Consider the following 17,427-nt stretch of genomic DNA (forward strand, 5'->3'; position numbering starts at 1 on the left):
GTGGACCGTTCGGGCCCGCCTAGGAACGTAGGCATCGATGCGTCATGAGCGAAAGACGTAGACCGATATCGATCCAATTTTCCATCCGACCGGACATGACAAAACCGCCGACCCGGCAGAATGAGCCGGGTCGGCGGTGCCGATCGGGTAGCCGTCAGGGAGTGTGCTGAGCCTGGGTCTCCGCGGCCAGCAGAGCGTCGACCTTGCCGTACCAGTTGCCGCCGGGAACCGCCAGCACCGGGACGACCTTGCCGCGCTGGGCGGCGGCCGCGGCCTTGGCCGCCGCGCGGCGCTGGGCACCGAGCCGGCGGTACTCGCTGAGGATGGTCCGCAGCACCCGGGTGCCGTCCCGGAAGGTGTTGAGGTTGCTCATCCCGTGGATGCGCAGGTGCTCGATGCTGGACACCTCTTTGATCCGCAGGCCACCGGCCGCGACCCGGATGTTGATCAGGGTTTCGATCTCGAAGCCGTCGCCCCACAGCTTGCGACCGTCGGCGGGGGCCGGCAGGTCGGTCGAGGGCAGGTCCATCACCGGTACGGCGCGGCGCCAGAACGCGTTGTAGCCGTAGCACAGGTCGGTGAACTTGGTCTTGAAGAGCGTGTTGACGAACAGGTTGAGGCCCATGTTGCCGGCCCGGCGCAGCGGGGTGATGTCGTCGCTGTGGCCACCCTTGCCGAAGCGCGAGCCCTTGGCGAACTCGGCGCCCTCGATCAGCGCCTCGACGAAGCGGTGGATCTCGGCCGGGTCGGTGGAGCCGTCCGCGTCGATCATCACGATGGCGTCCCCGGTGCAGGCGGCAAAACCGCTGGCCAGAGCATTTCCTTTTCCCGTACGGGTCTGCTGCACCACGACGACGTCGGGGCGCAACTGGCGGGCGACCGCCACGGTGTTGTCGACCGAACCGCCGTCGACCAGGACGACCTCGTGCAGGCCGGCCGGCAGCGCCTCGAACACGTGCGGCAGGTTCAGCTCCTCGTTCAGCGTCGGGATGACGACGCTGACCTTGGGTGGGCGGCGCGGGTGGCCGGGTGGGGTGCTCCGGCGGTCCGGCGTCGAGCGGAGAGTGCTGCGGCGATCCTGCGTCATGGGGGGTCCTTCGTCGTTGGCGCCGACGATCAAGGGGGCGCGGGCCGACTACAAACCTAACAAGACGCGATAATTCATGACATGACCGAAAGGTTGGAATTGGCCGATACGCCTGGTCAGAGCCTCGGCCCACCGGTCACACCAGCCCCTCAGGGCAGCCGAATCGTGAAGACGGTGCCCTCGCCGGGGGTGCTCGCCACCTCGATGGTGCCGCCGTGCGCCTCGGCCAGCTTGCGGGCGATCGCCAACCCCAGGCCGCTGCCGCCGGTCGACCGGCTGCGCGATTCGTCGGCCCGCCAGAAACGGTCGAAGATCCGCGGCAGGTCGGCCGGGACGATACCCACCCCGGTGTCCCGTACGGTGATCTCCGAACCGTCCGCGCCGACCGTGACCGAACCGCCCCGCGGGGTGTACCGGATGCCGTTGGACACCAGGTTGCCCACCAGCTGGCGCAGCCGCACCGCGTCGGCCGCCACCACCGGATCGCCGTCGACCGCCACGCTCAGGTGCACGCCGGCCGCGTGCGCGGGGGCGCGGTGCCCGTCCACCACCTGGGTGAGCACGTCTCGCAGGTGCACCGGCTCGGCGTGGATGCGCAGCGTGCCGGCGTCCGCTTCGGCCAGATCGCTCAGGTCGTCGATGATGTGCTGCAGCAGCACCGCCTCCTCGTGCAGGAGGCCGAGCAACTGGGCGTCGGTGGGGGCCAGATCGTCCTGGGCCGCCTCCAGCCAGCTGCGGATGTTGGTCAGCGGGGTGCGCAACTCGTGCGCCACGTCGCTGACCATGGCCCGGCGCTGCGCCTCGGCCCGGTCCCGCCGCTCGGTGGAGTCGTTGAGCGCGCGGGCCAGCCGGCCGATCTCGTCCTGGGTGGACACCGGGGCCGGGTGGTGCCGGTCGGCGGCGTCGGTGAGCGCCCGCAGCGGCCGCACCAGGCGGCGGCCGACCAGCACTGTGACCAGGATGGTGGCGAGCAGAACCGCACCCGTGGTGGCCACGATCCGGATCGTGTTCGGCCGGGACAGGGTGAACCGGGTCTGGTCGGCGCCGGTGCCCGGGTCGGTGACGAATAGCAGGGCGGCCGGAGCGACGTACGGCTGGAGCATGGTCCGCCGGGACTTCTCCACGCAGCCTCGCACGCGGGAGGCGGTCGCCGGGATGCCGGTGTCGGGCATCGGCGCCGCGGCCGGGATCTCCGCAGCCGTCCCGTTGGCCGCGTCGACCTTGGCGAAGTACGTTGAGAAGTCCGGCCACACTCCCACCTCGTAGTTCGCCGGCATGCCGACGCAGCGCGAGACCAGGGTGCTCAGGTTCCGCAGCGGCTTGACCTCGGACCTGGTGATCTCGAACGGCACCCGCCGATCGCAGTACAGCTCGATCTTGCCGGCGTCCGCGCCGATCACGGTGACCACCGGCCGGCCGCTCGGCTGCTCGGTGACCTTGCCGTCCGCGCCGTTCTTGCGCAGGCACGACACCTCGTCGGCGGCGATCTTCCGCAACGAGTCGCGCTGGTCCGGCGGGATCCGGAACGGGCCGGTGACCCGCGCGTCGATCCGCTCGGTGCCACCGGTCAGGGCGAGGTCCAGGTTGAGCGGGTCGACGGTGGCGGACGGACGGGCGGCCGCCAGCGACGGACCCGGACCGGAGTCGGCGATCACCGCCCGGTCCGGGGTGGTCAGGGTGATCCGGCGGCCCAGCTTGGCGGCCCGCTGCTGGATCAGGGCCGAGACGCCGGACCAGTCGGCGTGGCCGGCCGCGTACCCGACGAGCATGTCGTACACGCCCTTGTCCTCGGTGAGCGACCGGCCCTGCTCCTGCCGGATGGCCCGGGTCGCGGTGCTGGCCGCCAGCCAGGCGGTCGACACGATCGCGGCGATCGCGATCAGCACCGAGGTGACCAGCAGCCGGGTCACCAGGCTGTGCCGCACCGCCACCCGGCCGCCGGTCACGGCGTCTCCGCCGCCAGCTTGTAGCCGACGCCGTGCACCGTGATCAGCTGGGCCGGCCGCTGCGGGTCGGCCTCGATCTTCCGGCGCAGGTTCATCACGTGTACGTCGATCGTCCGTTCCGTCGAGCTCCGGTCGATCCCGCGGGTGTGGTGCAGCAGCTGAGCCCGGGTGAACACCCGGTCGGGCTGCTCGGACATCGCGGCCAGGATGGCGAACTCGCCGCGGGTGCACTCGACCGGGACGCCGTCCACGGTGATCTGGTGCCGGGCCGGGTCCACCCCGATCCGGCCGACCCGCCGCGGCCCCGGACCGGCCGGCGCGGCACCGCGGGACACCCGCCGCAGCAGGGTACGCACCCGGGCCATCAGCTCCCGAGGGCTGTACGGCTTGGTCAGGTAGTCGTCGGCGCCCAGCTCCAGGCCGCGCAGCAGGTCGTCCTCGGTGGTCCGGGCGGTGAGCATCAGCACCAGCACGTCCGACTCCTGGCGCAGCGTCCGGCACACGTGCAGGCCGTCCAGGCCGGGCATCATCACGTCGAGCACCACCAGGTCGGGGCGCCACCGGCGGGCCTCGTCCAGCGCGGCCCGGCCGTCGTGCACGACGAGGACCTCGTGACCGGCCGCGGCCAGGTACCGCCGCACCACTTCGGCTTGGCGGGGTTCGTCCTCCGCGACCAGGACCTGAGCACACATGGCGGCGATGATAGGTGCGCCACGCACCCGCGATGAGAACTTCCGGGATACCTAACAGCTTTCTAACGGCCCCCGGCCACGCTCGTCGCCATGCACCCGACGGCTGATCCCCCGACCGAAGTGATCCCGCTCGAACCGGACCCACCGCCGCGCCGGCGGACCTGGGCGAAGTGGCTGGCCGGGTTCGTGGTCGTGGCGGCGCTAGGGGCCGGCGCGGCGGTGGCGGTCACCCGGCACCGGGCGTCCGCCGAGCCGGTGGCCGACCAGACGACCGCGGTCGAGACCGTGCCGCTCGAGCGCCGCGACCTGTCCACCACCCGGAAGCTGGACGGCACCATCGGCTTCGGCCCGCCGCGCCCGCTCGCCGGGCACACCGCGGCCACCGTGACCTGGCTGCCCGCCGTCGGCGCCACCATCAAGCGGGGCAGACAGCTGTTCCGGGCGGACGACAAGCCGGTCGTGCTGTTCTACGGCAGCATGCCGCTGTATCGGGCGATCGCGGGCAAGAACCTGGCCGGCCGGGACGTGCGGATCATCGCGGACAACCTGCGGGCGCTCGGGTACGACTTCGGCCGGTTGCCGGTGAAGGACGGCGCGAGCACGCTCACCGACGGGCTGATCGCGGCGATCAAGCGGTGGCAGGACGACGTCGGCCTCCCGGTCACCGGCACCATCGCGGTGGGCGACGTCGAGGTGCTGGCCGGCGCGGTCCGGGTCGACTCGATCGCGGTGCAGCCCGGCTCCCCCGCGAACGCCCCGCTGATGTCGGTCACCTCCACCCGCAAGGTGATCACCGTGTCGGCCGAGCTGAGCGACGCCGCCGCCCTGGACCGCGGGGACGCGGTGACCGTGACGCTGCCCGACGACCGTACGGTCAAGGCCCGGATCCTGTCGGTCGGCCGCACCCTCGCGGCGGCGGACGGCGGCGTCGCCGACGGCCCGCCCAAACTGACCGTGTCGGTGACCGTCGACGACCCGAAGACCATCGCCAAGCTGGACTCGGCGAACGTCGCGGTGAACGTGGCCGGGAAGACCGCGAAGGACGTGCTGGCCGCGCCGATCGAGGCGCTGATCGCGCTGACCGAGGGCGGCTACGCGGTGCAGGGCCCGAACGGGCTGGTGGCGGTCAAGACCGGGATGTTCGCCGACGGCTGGGTCCAGATCACCGGCGACGGCCTGGCCGAGGGCGTGGACGTGGTGGTCGCGTCGTGACCGTCCTCTCCCTGCGCGACGTGAGCATGCGCTATCCCGGCGGGGTGGCCGCACTGAGCGCCGTCGACCTGGACATCGCCGAGGGTGAGCTGGTGGCGATCGTCGGCCCGTCCGGCTCCGGCAAGTCCACCCTGCTGAACATCATCGGCACGCTGGACCGGCCCACCTCGGGCACGGTCCGGATCGCCGGGCAGGACGTGGCCACGCTCAGCGACCGCCGCCTGTCCGCGCTGCGGGCCCGCCAGATCGGCTTCGTCTTCCAGCAGTTCCACCTCACCGACGGGCTGACCGCGGTGGAGAACGTGGCCACCGGCCTGCTCTACGCCGGGGTGCCGCGCCGGCACCGGCGGGACCGCGCCCTGCACGCGCTGGCCCGGGTCGGTCTCGCGCACCGCGCCGGGCACCGCCCGCAGCAGCTGTCCGGCGGCGAACGGCAACGGGTGGCCATCGCCCGCGCGCTGGTCAACCGGCCGTCGCTGGTGCTGGCCGACGAGCCGACCGGTGCCCTGGACACCGCCACCGGCCAGGTCGTGCTCAACCTGCTGCGGCGGCTCAACGAGCAGGGCACCACGATCGCGCTGATCACCCACGACCGGGACATCGCGGCGTCGCTGCCCCGGCGGATCGAGATCCGGGACGGGCGGCTGGTCCGGTGATCCACCTGTCGTTCGCCGACTTCCTGTCGCTCGGCCTGCTGGGCCTGCGCACCCGGCCGGCTCGCGCCGCGTTGTCCGCCCTGGGCATCGCGATCGGCATCGCCACCATGATCGTGGTGACCGGCATCCCGTCGTCCAGCCAGGCGGCGCTGGTCGAGAAGCTCAGCGCGCTCGGCACCAACACCCTGCAGGCTGTGGCCCTGCCCGACGTGAACCCGCCGGCCCAGCTGCCGGAGTCGGCAGTCGACATGGTCCGGCGGATCGGCCCGGTCACCGCGGCCAGCGCGGTCGCCAACACCCACACCCTGGTACGCCGTAACGACCGCACCGACCCGGGCGACGGCTCCGGCCTGACCGTGCTGGCCGCCCGCACCGACCTGCTGCCCACCATCAACGCGCGGATCCGGGCCGGCGCCTGGCTGACCGCGGCGACCGAGCGGTTCCCGGCCGTGGTGCTCGGCTCGGTCGCGGCCGGCCGCCTCGGCGTGACCGGACTGCCGGCCGGCGTGCCCGCACCCCAGGTGGTGATCGGCGACCGGCGGTTCACCGTGGTCGGCATCCTGGCCACCACCCCGCTCGCCCCGGACATCGACCGGTCGGTGCTGGTCGGCTGGCCGGCGGCGAAGTCCGAGCTGGGCTTCGACGGCCACCCGACGGTCCTCTACGTGCAGAGCGACGAGTCGCAGATCGAGGCGGTGCGCGGCGTGCTGGCCGAGACCGTCTCGCCGGAACGGCCCGGGGCGGTGATGGTCACCCGGCCGTCCGACGCGCTGGCCGCCAAGCGGGCCACCGAGAGCAGCTTCTCGGTGCTGTTCCTGGCGCTGGCCGGGGTCGCGCTCGCAGTCGGCGGGATCGGGGTGGCCAACACGATGGTCGTGTCGGTGCTGGAGCGGCGTTCCGAGATCGGCCTGCGGCGGGCCCTGGGCGCCACCCGAGGCCAGATCCGCGGCCAGTTCCTCACCGAGTCGGTGCTGCTGGCCACGATCGGCGGGCTCGGCGGCACCGCCCTGGGCCTGCTCGCCACCGTCGGTTACGCGGCCTGGCAGCACTGGCCACTGGTGATTCCCGGGCAGTCGGCGGGCCTCGGGGTGGGCGGCGCGATCGTGATCGGGGTGCTGGCCGGCGTCTACCCGTGCATACGGGCGGCCCGCCTGACCCCGACGCAGGCGCTCGCCACGGTGTGAAGGCGGCGGCCGGGCCGCCGCCTCCCCGGCCGCTACTTCTTCAGGTTCGCGGCGGCCTGACGTTCGCACTCCGGCATGAGGTCCAGGCCGTTGCGGATCGACGGCACGTCGTTCTTCGCGCCGCCGAGCTCGACCTCGACGCCGTCATCGCCGACCTCGACGTACTTGATGCCCTTGCCTTTCAGGCACTTCACCACGTCGCGGGCGAAGTCGCGGGCCTCCGGGTTGGCCGGGTCCTTCTCCCACGGCGGCAGCGGGGAATACAGCGGCCCGCAGATCCGGTCCGCCTCCGTCGCCTTCTCGGCCAGCTCGACCAGCTTGCTCTTCTCCGGGACCTGATCGCCCTGGTACCACTCGCTCTTCGGCAGGGCGCCGTGCTCCTTCAGGCATTTGTTGTACGGGCCCAGCATCGCCTCGTACTCCTCGGGCGTGCCGTCCAGCCGCTCGCGCGGGCGTTCCGGCTTGGCCGATGCCTTCGGTGCGCTGCTGGTCAGGCTCGCCACCTTGCCGCCGCCCTGGTCGGGCTCGGGCTCGGGTGAGTCGCAGGCCGACAGCGCGATCACGGCGACCAGCAGCACCAGGTGGATTCTCCGCATGGCCCGGCTACTTCTTCATCGCCGCGGCGACGGTGCGCTCGCACTCCGGCGCCAGGTCCAGGCCCCGGCGGATCGACGTCGGGTCGTTCTGCTCGCCACCCAGGGAGAGGCTGATGCCGTCGTCGGCCACCTCGACGTACTTGATGCCCTTGTTCTTCAGGCACTTGACCACGTCCCGGGCGAAGTCGCGGGCCTCCGGGTTGGCCGGGTCCTTCTCCCACGGCGGCAGGGGGTAGAACTGCGGCTCGCAGATCCGGTTCGCCTCGTCGGCGGCCGACTTCTCCTTCTCGGTGGCGGGCCGGGCCTCGGAGCCGGCCACCTGACCCTTCGACGTGAAGCCGTGCTCCTTCATGCACTTGTTGTAGGGGCCCAGCATCGCCTCGAACTCCTCGGGCGTGGTGTCCAGCCGCTCCCGCGGGCGCTGCGCGGTGGCCGCGGCCGAGGGTGTGGCCGCGCTGCTGGCCAGGGTCGCCACCTTCGTACCTTGCGAAGCCTCTTTCTCTTTCGGGGATCCACAGGCCGACAGCAGGCCGAGCGCCACCGTGGCCACCACCAGCACCTGACTTCTCCGCATGGAGTTGCCTCTCTGTCCGGTGCCCGGGCCGATCCCGGGCGTCGGACAGCCTCCCGGCCGGACGTGAGGAACGTGTCAGGTTCGCCGGACAAGGAATCGGCCGGCACTCGCGGCTGGGTCCGGCGGTGGCGCCGGCCGCACCGGGTGACATCAGTAGCGGAAGGTGCCGATGACGTGCTGGAGGCGGGTCGAGATCTGGGCCAGGTCGGTGGCGGCGGTCTCGGTGGCGTCCGCGGCCTCCCGGGTGGTCGCCGTGACGTGCACGACGTCGGCCAGCTGGGAGCTGATGTCGGACGTGCCGCCGGCCGCCCGGCCCAGGTCGTCGGTCATCCCCTTGGTGGTGGCACTCTGCTGTTCCACCGCCGAGGCGATGGTGGTCTGGAAGTCGTTGATGTTGCCGATGATCTGGCCGATGCCGGAGATCGACTCGACCGCCTCCTTGGCGTCCCGCTGGATCGCCTCGATCCGCCGGCTGATCTCCTCGGTGGCCTTCGCGGTCTCCTGGGCCAAGTCCTTGACCTCGCCGGCGACGACCGCGAAGCCCTTGCCGGTCTCCCCCGCGCGGGCCGCCTCGATGGTGGCGTTGAGGGCCAGCAGGTTGGTCTGCTCGGCGATCGCGGTGATCGTCTTGACCACGCTGTCGATCTCGGCCGACGAGGCCCCGAGCTTGGTCATCAGGGTCTCCGCCTCGGCGGCGACGCCGACCGCGCTGGACGCCACGTTCGCCGCCTCGCCGGCGCTGATCGCGATCTCCCGGATCGCCGCGCCCATCTCCTCGGCGCCACCGGCGACCGCCTGCACGCCCGCCGTGACCGCCTCGGCGGCCTGGTCGATCGAGCTGACCCGGCTGGAGGTCTGCTCCACGCCGCCGGCCAGGTTCCGGCTGGCCTGCTGCATCTCCTCGGAACGCTGCGCCACACCGGCGCTGGCCTCGGAGAGCGTCTGCATCGCGTCGCGCATGTGGCCGACCGCGGCGGACGCCGAGCGGGACATCCGGCCGATCTCGTCGGTGCCGCTGTCCACCGTGCGGGCCCGCAGGTCACCGTCGGCCATCGCGGCCATCACCGCCTCGAGGTCGGCCAGCCGGCGCGACAGCGCCCGCGCCGCCATGAGCGCGAGCAGGCCGGCCAGCAGGACGCCGGCGATCAGCGTCAGGATGATGGTGGTGCGGGCGGAGGAGGCGGCCGAGCGTGCCGCGACCGCGGCCGCCGCCGCCTTGTCCTGGGTGAGGGTCTTCAGGTCCTCGATGTGCCCGACGGCCTCGACGATCGCGGGGTTCAGCTTGCTGGTGCGCAGGGCCTGCCACTCGTCGAACTTGCCGGCCTGTTGCAGGGCGACGGCCTGGGCGCGATAGGTCAGGTACGACTCCCAGGACGTCTTGACCTGGGTCATCCCCGCCTTCTCGGCCGCGCTGACGTCGAGGCTGTCGTAGTCGGTGATCCGCTGGGTGACCGACTCGATGTACTCGGCGGCCTCGGCGTTGTAGGCCTTCGCCTTGGTGGGGTCGGTCGAGGTCGAGCCGGACACACCGGCCCACCGCGAGTGCCAGATCATCTGCTGGATGTCCTGCACCACGGCGAGCGGCTGGAGCGCCTGGCGGTAGATCGCGTCGGCCTTGTCGGCGATGGCCGACATCCGGGTGATCCCGACGACGCCGACCGCGATCGCCACGACCAGGCCGATCGCCGCCGCTACCAGCAGGTTCGAGCGGATGCTCATCGAACTCACGCGCTTGCCGATGGACACCATGCCCGTCACCAGGACCTTTCACGGCGATTGAGATCTCACGATAAAAGGTGAGAAGGGCGGCCGGTACCCGATTTGCGGTCTTGGGAACGTCAGACTTTCCAAAACCCACTAGTTCCGTAGGCGTCATAGGAATGACTAGGGTGGAGGGGTGAGATTCCAGGTTCTCGACATCCTGCCGCACCTGACGAACCCGGTCACCGGCCGCGCGATCCGGGTGGACGAGCGGTTCTCCCAGGCCCTGACCGCCGCCCGCTACGCCGAGGAGTTCGGCTTCGACGCCGTCGCGCTCGGCGAGCGGCACGCGGGCCAGTTCCTGTCCAGCGGGGTCACCGTGCTGCTCGGGGCGATCGCCGCCACCACCAGCCGGGTGCGCATCCAGACCGGCGTCTCGGTGCTGTCGATCCACGACCCGCTGCGCGTCGCCGAGGACTACGCCACGGTCGACCAGCTCTCCCGAGGGCGGCTCGAGCTGGTCATCGGCAAGGGCAACGAGCTGCGCCAGCTGCCGATGTTCGGCATCGAGAACGGCGATCAGTGGGACGCCCTGGCCGAGAAGTACGAGCTGCTGCGCCGGCTGTGGCGGGAGGAGGACGTCACCTGGCAGGGCCGGTTCCGCGGGCCGCTCGACGCGGTGACCAGCCTGCCCCGGCCGTACGCCGGAAGTCCTCGCGTCTGGCACGGCTCGGCGACCACCCTGACCTCGGCGGAACTCGCGGCCAAGTGGGGGGACCCGCTGTTCTCGGCCAACGCGATCCAGCCGCGCGACAACTACACCGTCCTCATCGACCACTACCGGCGGCGGTACGCCGAGAACGGCCACGATCCGCGGTTCGCCTACGTCGCGGCCGGGGCCGGCTTCCTCTACCTGGCCGACACCACGCAGCAGGCGCGGGAGGCGTTCGGGCCGACCTACGAGCGCCTCGTCGCCTACTTCAACCAGCCGGGCAACCACACCCCGGGCAACGAGATGACCTTCGGGAGCATCGACGACGCCATCGCCCGCGGGCCGGTCCTGGTCGGGTCGCCGCAGCAGGTCACCGAGAAGATCCTCTGGTTCCACGAGGCGTTCGGGCACGACCTCCAGTCGTTCAGCCTGCCCACGATGATCCCGCACGAGCAACAGCTGCACATGCTCGAACGGCTCCCCACCGAGGTGATCCCGGTGGTCCGCAAGGCCGCGCCGACCACGCTCTGGAGCGACCAGGACCCGTACGGCGGCCGGCCCGCGGCCGCCGGTCGCACGGTCGCCGACGCGGCCGCCGAGATCGAGAAGGCCTAGCCCTCGCGCAGCTCCCGCACCAGGGACGAGACGACGGCCTTGAGGCTTCCGTCGTTGTCCGCGGCCACCCGGAGCTGCCGCTGGTAGCTGGCTCCGCCGGTGATGATGTCCCGCACCTGCTCCAGCTCCACCGCGCAGCCGAGCGCGTCGGCGATCGGGGCCAGGGCCGGCAGCAGCTCGCCGAGGTCCTCGGTGACCAGCCGTTCGTCGCCGGCCGAGTTACGGATGATGATGGCGTCCATGCCGTAGCGGGCCGACCGCCACTTGTTCTCCCGGACGTACCACGGCTGCATGGTCGGCACCTCCCGGCCGGCGTCGAGCTCGGCCGACAGGTGCTCGGCCAGGCACTGCGTGAGGGCCGCGATCGCGCCGATCTCCCGGGTGGTGGGGATGCCGTCGAACGTGCGCACCTCGATCGTGCCCCACTTCGGCGAGGGGCGGATGTCCCAGCGCAGCTCGGTCAGGTCCTCGATGACGCCGATGTGCTTCAGGTCGGCGACCATCGCCTCGTACTGCGCCCAGTCGGTGAACTGCGGCGGCAGGCCGGCGGTCGGCAACTGCTGGAACATCAGCGCCCGGTTGGATGCGTACCCGGTGTTCTCCCCCGACCAGAACGGGCTCGACGCACTGAGCGCCTGGAAGTGCGGCAGGTAGGTGAGCAGGCCGTCGATGATCGGGAACACCTTGCGGCGGTCCTCGACCGCCACGTGGACATGCACGCCCCAGATCATCATCTGCCGGCCCCACCAGCGGGTGCGGTCGATGAGGGTGGCGTAGCGCGGCTTGTCCGGGGTCACCTGCTGCTGGAACCACTGGCTGAACGGGTGGGTACCGGACGAGATGAGGTCGACACCCATCGGCTCGGCGAACCCGGCGACCCGCTCGACCAGGCCGGTGAGATCGGCGACCGCGTCGCGCACCCGGTGGTGCGGGGCGCTGACGATCTCCAGGGTGTTGGTGAGCAACTCGTTGGTGACGTGCGGAAAACCCTCCACGGCACCGATCTTCGACAGGAGCTCCGGGGCGGCGGCGGTCAACTCGCCGCTACGCCGGTCGACGCAGGCTATTTCCCATTCGATCCCCAGCCGTGATCGCGCCGACCCGGCGAAGTCGATGTGCACTCGTCCCATTATGCCGGTCGCCGAGAGTGTGTCAGTCGACACCTATCGGTAATAGAACCGTTGTTTCCCGTTGCCGGCCCGTAACTTTGAGGGCTGCACTCGACCCGTGAGGTGGAAATGGAGCACGCCAGGTGACCGTGACGACTGATCTGCAACTGATCGATCTTCCCGAGGTCACCTCAGCTCCCGAGGCGCCGGCACTGTTCCGCTCCCGATCCGCGCCAGTGCGCCGCACCCTGCTCGACATCCTGGACGCGACCGTGCTGGCCCATCCCGGAGCCCGCGCGATCGACGCCGGTGCCACCCGGCTGACCTACCGTGAGCTGGCCGACGAGGTCGAGGCGGTGCGCGCCACGCTGAGCGGGCACGGCGTGGGTGCCGGCGACCGGGTCGGCATCCGCGTCTCCTCCGGTACGGCCGAGCTCTACCTGGCCATCCTCGGTGTCCTCGCCGCCGGCGCCGCGTACGTCCCGGTCGACGCGGACGACCCCGAGGAACGCGCCGAGCTGGTCTTCGCCGAGGCCGGCGTCAGTGCCGTCATCACCGACGACCTGACCGTGTCGCTACGGCGTACCCCCGAGGGCCGTCCCGGACGGCCCGGACCGGCCGACGACGCCTGGATCATCTTCACCTCCGGATCCACCGGCACCCCGAAGGGGGTGGCCGTCTCGCACGGCGCCGCGGCCGCGTTCGTGGACGCCGAGGCCCAGCTGTTCCTCGAGGACGAGAACATCGGCCCGCACGACCGCGTCCTGGCCGGCCTGTCGGTGGCCTTCGACGCCTCCTGCGAGGAGATGTGGCTGGCCTGGCGGCACGGCGCCTGCCTGGTGCCGGCCGAGCGCTCGCTGGTGCGCAGCGGCGTCGATCTGGGTCCGTGGCTGGCCGAGCAGCGCATCACCGTGGTGTCCACGGTGCCGACCCTGGCCGCGCTGTGGCCGGTCGAGGCGCTCGACGACGTCCGGCTGCTGATCTTCGGCGGCGAGGCGTGCCCGCCCGAGCTGGCCGAACGCCTCGCGGTCGAGGGCCGCGAGGTGTGGAACACGTACGGCCCCACCGAGGCGACCGTGGTGGCCTGCGCCGCGCGGATGACCGGTGAGGGCCCGGTGCGCATCGGGCTGCCGCTGGCCGGCTGGGAGCTGGCGGTGGTCGACGCGGCCGGCGATCCGGTCGCCATGGGCGAGACCGGCGAGCTGGTCATCGGCGGGGTCGGACTGGCCCGTTACCTGGACGCCGCCAAGGACGCCGAGAAGTTCGCGCCGCTGGAGTCCCTGGGCTGGGCGCGCGCCTACCGCAGCGGCGACATCGTCCGCGCCGAGCCCGCGGGGTTGCTGTTCCTCGGCCGGGGCGACGAGCAGGTCAAGCTGGGCGGGCGCCGGATCGAGCTGGGTGAGGTGGACGCCGCCCTGCAGGCCCTGCCGGACGTCGCCGGTGCGGCCGCCGCCGTGAAGCGGACCGCCGCGGGCAATCAGCTCCTGGTCGGCTACGTCGTGCCGCGCGAGGGCTTCGACGCCGCGGCGGCGGCGCTGCGCATCCGCGAGCAGTTGCCGGCCGCGCTGGTCCCGCTGCTGGCCGAGGTCGACGCGCTGCCCACCCGCACCTCGGGCAAGGTCGACCGGGCCGCGCTGCCCTGGCCGCTCGCCTCCGGCGGCGGGATCGGCGAGCTGTCGGTCACCGAGGAATGGCTGGCCGGCGGCTGGGAGGAGATCCTCGGCGTACGGCCGAAGGCCGCCGACGCCGACTTCTTCTCCAGCGGTGGCAGCAGCCTCAACGCCGCCCAGTTGGTGGCCTGGATCCGCCGCGAGCACCCGCAGGTGTCGGTGGCCGACGTCTACCAGCACCCCCGGCTGTCGCAGCTGGCCGCGGTACTCGACGCGCTGGTCACGACGTCGGCGGTGCGCCGGGAGGTGCGGCCCACGCCGCGCCGGGCCGGGCTGTTCCAGGGTCTGCTGATGCTGCCGATGCTGGCCCTGGTCGGGCTGCGCTGGCTGACCGTCCTCGCGGCTTTCGCCAAGATCGTGGCCCTGCCCGTGACGCAGGTGTCCTGGTGGTGGATCGCGGCCGGCTGGGCGCTGCTGTTCAGCCCGCCCGGCCGGATCGCCACCGCGGCGGCCGGAGCGCGGCTGCTGCTGAAGGGTGTCCGCCCGGGCGACCATCCGCGCGGCGGCGGCGTGCACGTGCGGCTGTGGGCGGCCGAGCGGCTGGCCGACCTGACCGGCGCGACCGGCGTGGCCGGGGCGGGCTGGATGATCACCTACGCGAAGGCGCTCGGCGCCCAGATCGGCCCGGACGTCGACCTGCACTCGGCGCCGCCGGTCACCGGCCTGCTCAAACTCGGCCGCGGTGCCGCGATCGAGCCGGAGGTCGACCTGTCCGGCTACTGGGTCGACGGCGATGTCGTCCGGGTCGGCAAGGTGCGGATCGGCGCCGGCGCCCGGGTCGGCTCCCGCAGCACGCTGATGCCCGGCGCCCGGATCGGCAAGGGCGCGCGGATCGACGCCGGCACCACCGTCACCGGCGCCGTACGGGCGAACAAGCGCGGCCGGGACGGCACGACCTGGCCGGCCGAGCGTCCCCCGCACCGCTCCCGGCTCTGGGTGGCCCTGTACAGCCTGACCGCACAGTTGCTGGGCCTGCTGCCGGTGGTGGCCGTGCTCCCGGCCCTCGCCATCCTCGCCGGGCGGCCCACCCTCGGCGCCGCGCTGCTCGCGGCCCCGGTGGCGGCGGTCGCCTACTTCGTGAGCTACGCGCTGCTCGTCCTGGCCGCCGTCCGGCTGCTCAGCGCCGGCCTGCGAGCCGGTTTCCACCCGGTCCGCGGCCGGGTGGCCTGGCAGGTCTGGACCACCGAGCGGCTGATGGGGATGGCCCGGATCGCGCTCTTCCCGATGTATGCAAGCCTGTTCACCCCGGTGTGGCTGCGCCTGCTCGGCGCGAAGATCGGCCGCAACGCCGAGGTGTCGACGGTGCTCGCCCTCCCGGCGATGACCACGGTCGACGACGGCGCGTTCCTGGCCGACGACACCATGGTCGCCACCTACGAGCTGAGCCACGGCTGGCTGCGGGTGGCCCCGGCCCGGATCGGCAAGCAGGCGTTCCTCGGCAACTCCGGGATGGCCGCGCCCGGCCGGTCGGTGCCCAAGCGCGGCCTGGTCGGGGTGCTCTCCTCGGCGCCGCGCAAGGCGAAGAAGGGCTCGTCGTGGCTCGGCTCGCCGCCGATGCCGCTGCGCCGCACCGCCTCGTCCGGCGACGCGGCCCGCACCTACGCCCCGCCGCTGCGGCTGAAGGCGGCCCGGGCCGCGATCGAGCTGTGCCGCATCGTCCCGGTGATGGTCGCCGGCGTCCTCGCCGTCGGGATGCTGGCCGCGCTGGCCGCGATCTGGCAGGCGGCCGGCGTCTGGGCCGCCGCGCTCGCCGCCGGTCCGGTGCTGTTCGCCGCCGCGATCTCCGCCGCGCTGCTGGCGACCGCCGCGAAGTGGCTGCTGGTCGGCCGGTTCCGGGTCACCGAGCACGCGCTGTGGACGTCGTTCGTCTGGCGCAACGAGCTCGCCGACACGTTCGTCGAGGTGCTCGCCGCACCGTGGCTGTTCCGCTTCGCCACCGGCACGCCGCTGCTGAACGTGTGGCTGCGGACGCTCGGCGCGAAGATCGGCCGGGGTGCCTGGCTGGAGACGTTCTGGCTGCCGGAGTACGACCTGGTGCGGCTCGGCGCGGGCGCCACCGTCAACCGGGGCTGCGTAGTGCAAACTCACCTGTTCCATGATCGGATCATGAGCATGGATGAGGTCACTCTGGGCGCGGGCGCCACGCTCGGCCCGCACGGCATCGTGCTGCCCGGTGCGAGCATCGGCGCCCGCACCACGGTCGGGCCCGGCTCGCTGGTCACCCGCGGCGACGCGGTGCCGGCGGACAGCCGGTGGCTGGGCAACCCGATCGCGAATTGGGTATGACGGCAACACCCGGAGCTGACCGTTCGACCGATTCGTACCTTCCCGAACACGGCAACGGCGGCTACCGGGTGCTCCACTACGACCTCGACCTCGATTACCGGGTCACCTCGAACCGGCTCGCCGGCCGGGCGGTCGTGACGGCGCGGGCCGGGCAGTGGTTGTCCCGGTTCAGCCTCGACCTCGGCCGCTTCCGGATCTCCGACGTGCGGGTCGACGGGCGGCCGGCCAAATACACCCACCAGAACGGCAAGCTGCGGATCAAACCGGAGAAGCCGATCGGGTACGGCGCGTCCTTCACCACCGAGATCCGGTACGCCGGGACGCCGGTACCGATCTCCGGCCGGTGGGGGGACATCGGCTGGGACGAGCTGACCGACGGGGCGCTCGTCGCCAGCCAGCCGAACGGGGCGCCGTCCTGGTTCCCGTGCAACGACCGGCCCGACGACAAGGCCACCTACCTGGTCACCATCACCGCGCCGGCGCCGTACACCGCGCTGGTCACCGGCGACCTCGTGGCCCGCCGCCGCGGTGCCGGCACCCGCACCTGGGTGTACGAGCGGAACGAGCCCACCCCGGCGTATCTGATGAGTGTCCAGGTCGGACGGTACGACCTGGTCGAGCTGGCCGCGGGCGGGGTGATCCAGCGGGCCGCGATCCCGCCCCGGCTGCGGACGCTGTTCCGGCACGACTTCGGCCGGCACGGCGAGATCATGACGGCGATGGAACGGTTCTTCGGGCCGTACCCGTTCCTCGAGTACGTCGTGGTGGTCGCCGACGACGACCTGGACGACCCGATCGAGGCGCAGGGCATGGCCGTCTTCGGCCGCAACCACGTCGACGGCCGGCGCACCCACGAGCGGCTGGTCGCGCACGAACTCGCCCACCAGTGGTTCGGCAACAGCCTGACGGTCGCCGACTGGCGGCACATCTGGCTCAACGAGGGCTTCGCGACGTACGCCGAATGGTTGTGGTCCGAGGTTTCCGGCGGTCCGCCGGCGGCCGCCCACGCGGCCCAGTGGCACGCCTGGCTGGCGACCCACCGGGTGCAGATCGTGGTCGCGGACCCGGGCGTGGACCGAATGTTCGATCCGATGGTCTACAAGCGCGGCGCGCTGACCCTGCACGCCCTGCGCACGAAGGTGGGCGACGCCGCGTTCTTCGCGCTGCTGCGCTCCTGGGTGGCCGAGCACCGGCACTCGACCGTGACCACCGGCCAGTTCCGCGCCCACGCCGACCAGGACGACCTGCTGACCGCGTGGCTCGACCGCCCGCAACTACCTCCACTCTAGAGGGATCCGAGGACCGCTTTCCGTGACAGTTCAGCTGCGGTTGTCGGGGACGCGACCAGCCAGGCGTGCCGGTCCCGCGGAGAGAACCGGTCCCACTC

General features: G+C 72.2%; 13 protein-coding genes. 6 read left to right on the forward strand and 7 right to left on the reverse strand.

The genetic code is table 11. From position 1 onward, the window contains the following. Positions 1 to 154 precede the first annotated feature (154 nt). The 3 genes from Ato02nite_RS10900 to Ato02nite_RS10910 form a co-directional block, all read right to left on the reverse strand. Positions 155 to 1,087, reverse strand: coding sequence for a glycosyltransferase family 2 protein (locus Ato02nite_RS10900; protein ID WP_213006324.1), 933 nt, complete (start codon positions 1,085 to 1,087; stop codon positions 155 to 157). A 149-nt stretch (positions 1,088 to 1,236) separates the two neighbouring features. After that, positions 1,237 to 3,033, reverse strand: coding sequence for a sensor histidine kinase (locus tag Ato02nite_RS10905; protein ID WP_246606440.1), 1,797 nt, complete (start codon positions 3,031 to 3,033; stop codon positions 1,237 to 1,239). Further along, the gene (locus tag Ato02nite_RS10910) at positions 3,030 to 3,725 is read right to left on the reverse strand and encodes a response regulator transcription factor (RefSeq protein ID WP_213006325.1); all 696 of its coding nucleotides are present in this window, start codon (positions 3,723 to 3,725) and stop codon (positions 3,030 to 3,032) included. Before Ato02nite_RS10910 ends, Ato02nite_RS10905 begins: the two co-directional genes overlap by 4 nt. Before the next feature lie 90 nt (positions 3,726 to 3,815). Between Ato02nite_RS10910 and Ato02nite_RS10915 the strand changes: the two genes are divergently transcribed. From Ato02nite_RS10915 to Ato02nite_RS10925, 3 genes are read left to right on the forward strand one after another with little or no spacing between them, the layout of a single operon-like run. Then, positions 3,816 to 4,937, forward strand: a complete 1,122-nt coding sequence (locus tag Ato02nite_RS10915) for an efflux RND transporter periplasmic adaptor subunit (RefSeq protein WP_213006326.1) — start codon at positions 3,816 to 3,818, stop codon at positions 4,935 to 4,937. A gap of 26 nt (positions 4,938 to 4,963) precedes the next feature. Beyond that, the gene (locus Ato02nite_RS10920) at positions 4,964 to 5,593 is read left to right on the forward strand and encodes an ABC transporter ATP-binding protein (RefSeq protein ID WP_213006357.1); all 630 of its coding nucleotides are present in this window, start codon (positions 4,964 to 4,966) and stop codon (positions 5,591 to 5,593) included. Then, entirely contained in the window at positions 5,590 to 6,777 is a 1,188-nt protein-coding gene (locus Ato02nite_RS10925; protein WP_213006327.1) for an ABC transporter permease, read from the forward strand. The genes Ato02nite_RS10920 and Ato02nite_RS10925 overlap by 4 nt, the downstream gene beginning before the upstream one ends. 32 nt (positions 6,778 to 6,809) lie before the next feature. Here Ato02nite_RS10925 and Ato02nite_RS10930 read toward each other — a convergent pair whose 3' ends face one another. The 3 genes from Ato02nite_RS10930 to Ato02nite_RS10940 all read right to left on the reverse strand — a co-directional run bounded on the left by Ato02nite_RS10930 (position 6,810) and on the right by Ato02nite_RS10940 (position 9,666). Further along, positions 6,810 to 7,373 carry a hypothetical protein gene (locus tag Ato02nite_RS10930; protein WP_213006328.1) on the reverse strand — a complete coding sequence of 188 codons (564 nt, stop codon included), beginning with the start codon at positions 7,371 to 7,373 and terminating at the stop codon, positions 6,810 to 6,812. A 7-nt stretch (positions 7,374 to 7,380) separates the two neighbouring features. After that, positions 7,381 to 7,947 carry a hypothetical protein gene (locus tag Ato02nite_RS10935; RefSeq protein ID WP_213006329.1) on the reverse strand — a complete coding sequence of 189 codons (567 nt, stop codon included), beginning with the start codon at positions 7,945 to 7,947 and terminating at the stop codon, positions 7,381 to 7,383. 150 nt (positions 7,948 to 8,097) lie between these two features. Continuing rightward, the gene (locus Ato02nite_RS10940; protein WP_246606442.1) at positions 8,098 to 9,666 is read right to left on the reverse strand and encodes a methyl-accepting chemotaxis protein; all 1,569 of its coding nucleotides are present in this window, start codon (positions 9,664 to 9,666) and stop codon (positions 8,098 to 8,100) included. 178 nt (positions 9,667 to 9,844) lie between these two features. On the opposite strand from Ato02nite_RS10940, the gene Ato02nite_RS10945 reads away from it, so the two are divergent. Next, a complete protein-coding gene (locus Ato02nite_RS10945; RefSeq protein WP_213006331.1) occupies positions 9,845 to 10,975 on the forward strand; it encodes an LLM class flavin-dependent oxidoreductase in 1,131 nt (376 codons plus the stop codon). On the opposite strand, the gene Ato02nite_RS10950 is transcribed toward Ato02nite_RS10945, so the two are convergent. Continuing rightward, the gene (locus Ato02nite_RS10950; protein WP_246606501.1) at positions 10,972 to 12,105 is read right to left on the reverse strand and encodes a glutamate--cysteine ligase; all 1,134 of its coding nucleotides are present in this window, start codon (positions 12,103 to 12,105) and stop codon (positions 10,972 to 10,974) included. The two genes, Ato02nite_RS10945 and Ato02nite_RS10950, sit on opposite strands and share 4 nt — an antisense overlap. Positions 12,106 to 12,227: 122 nt before the next feature. Here Ato02nite_RS10950 and Ato02nite_RS10955 point away from each other — a divergent pair, with 122 nt between their 5' ends. Together Ato02nite_RS10955 and Ato02nite_RS10960 are read left to right on the forward strand one after the other, a co-directional pair. Then, entirely contained in the window at positions 12,228 to 16,040 is a 3,813-nt protein-coding gene (locus Ato02nite_RS10955; RefSeq protein WP_213006333.1) for a Pls/PosA family non-ribosomal peptide synthetase, read from the forward strand. Further along, positions 16,037 to 17,329: a M1 family metallopeptidase gene (locus Ato02nite_RS10960; protein WP_213006334.1), complete on the forward strand. Its 1,293-nt coding sequence runs from the start codon at positions 16,037 to 16,039 to the stop codon at positions 17,327 to 17,329. Before Ato02nite_RS10955 ends, Ato02nite_RS10960 begins: the two co-directional genes overlap by 4 nt. Positions 17,330 to 17,427 lie beyond the last annotated feature (98 nt).

The sequence above is a fragment of the Paractinoplanes toevensis genome (genome assembly GCF_018332695.1).
Lineage (GTDB): Bacteria > Actinomycetota > Actinomycetes > Mycobacteriales > Micromonosporaceae > Actinoplanes > Actinoplanes toevensis.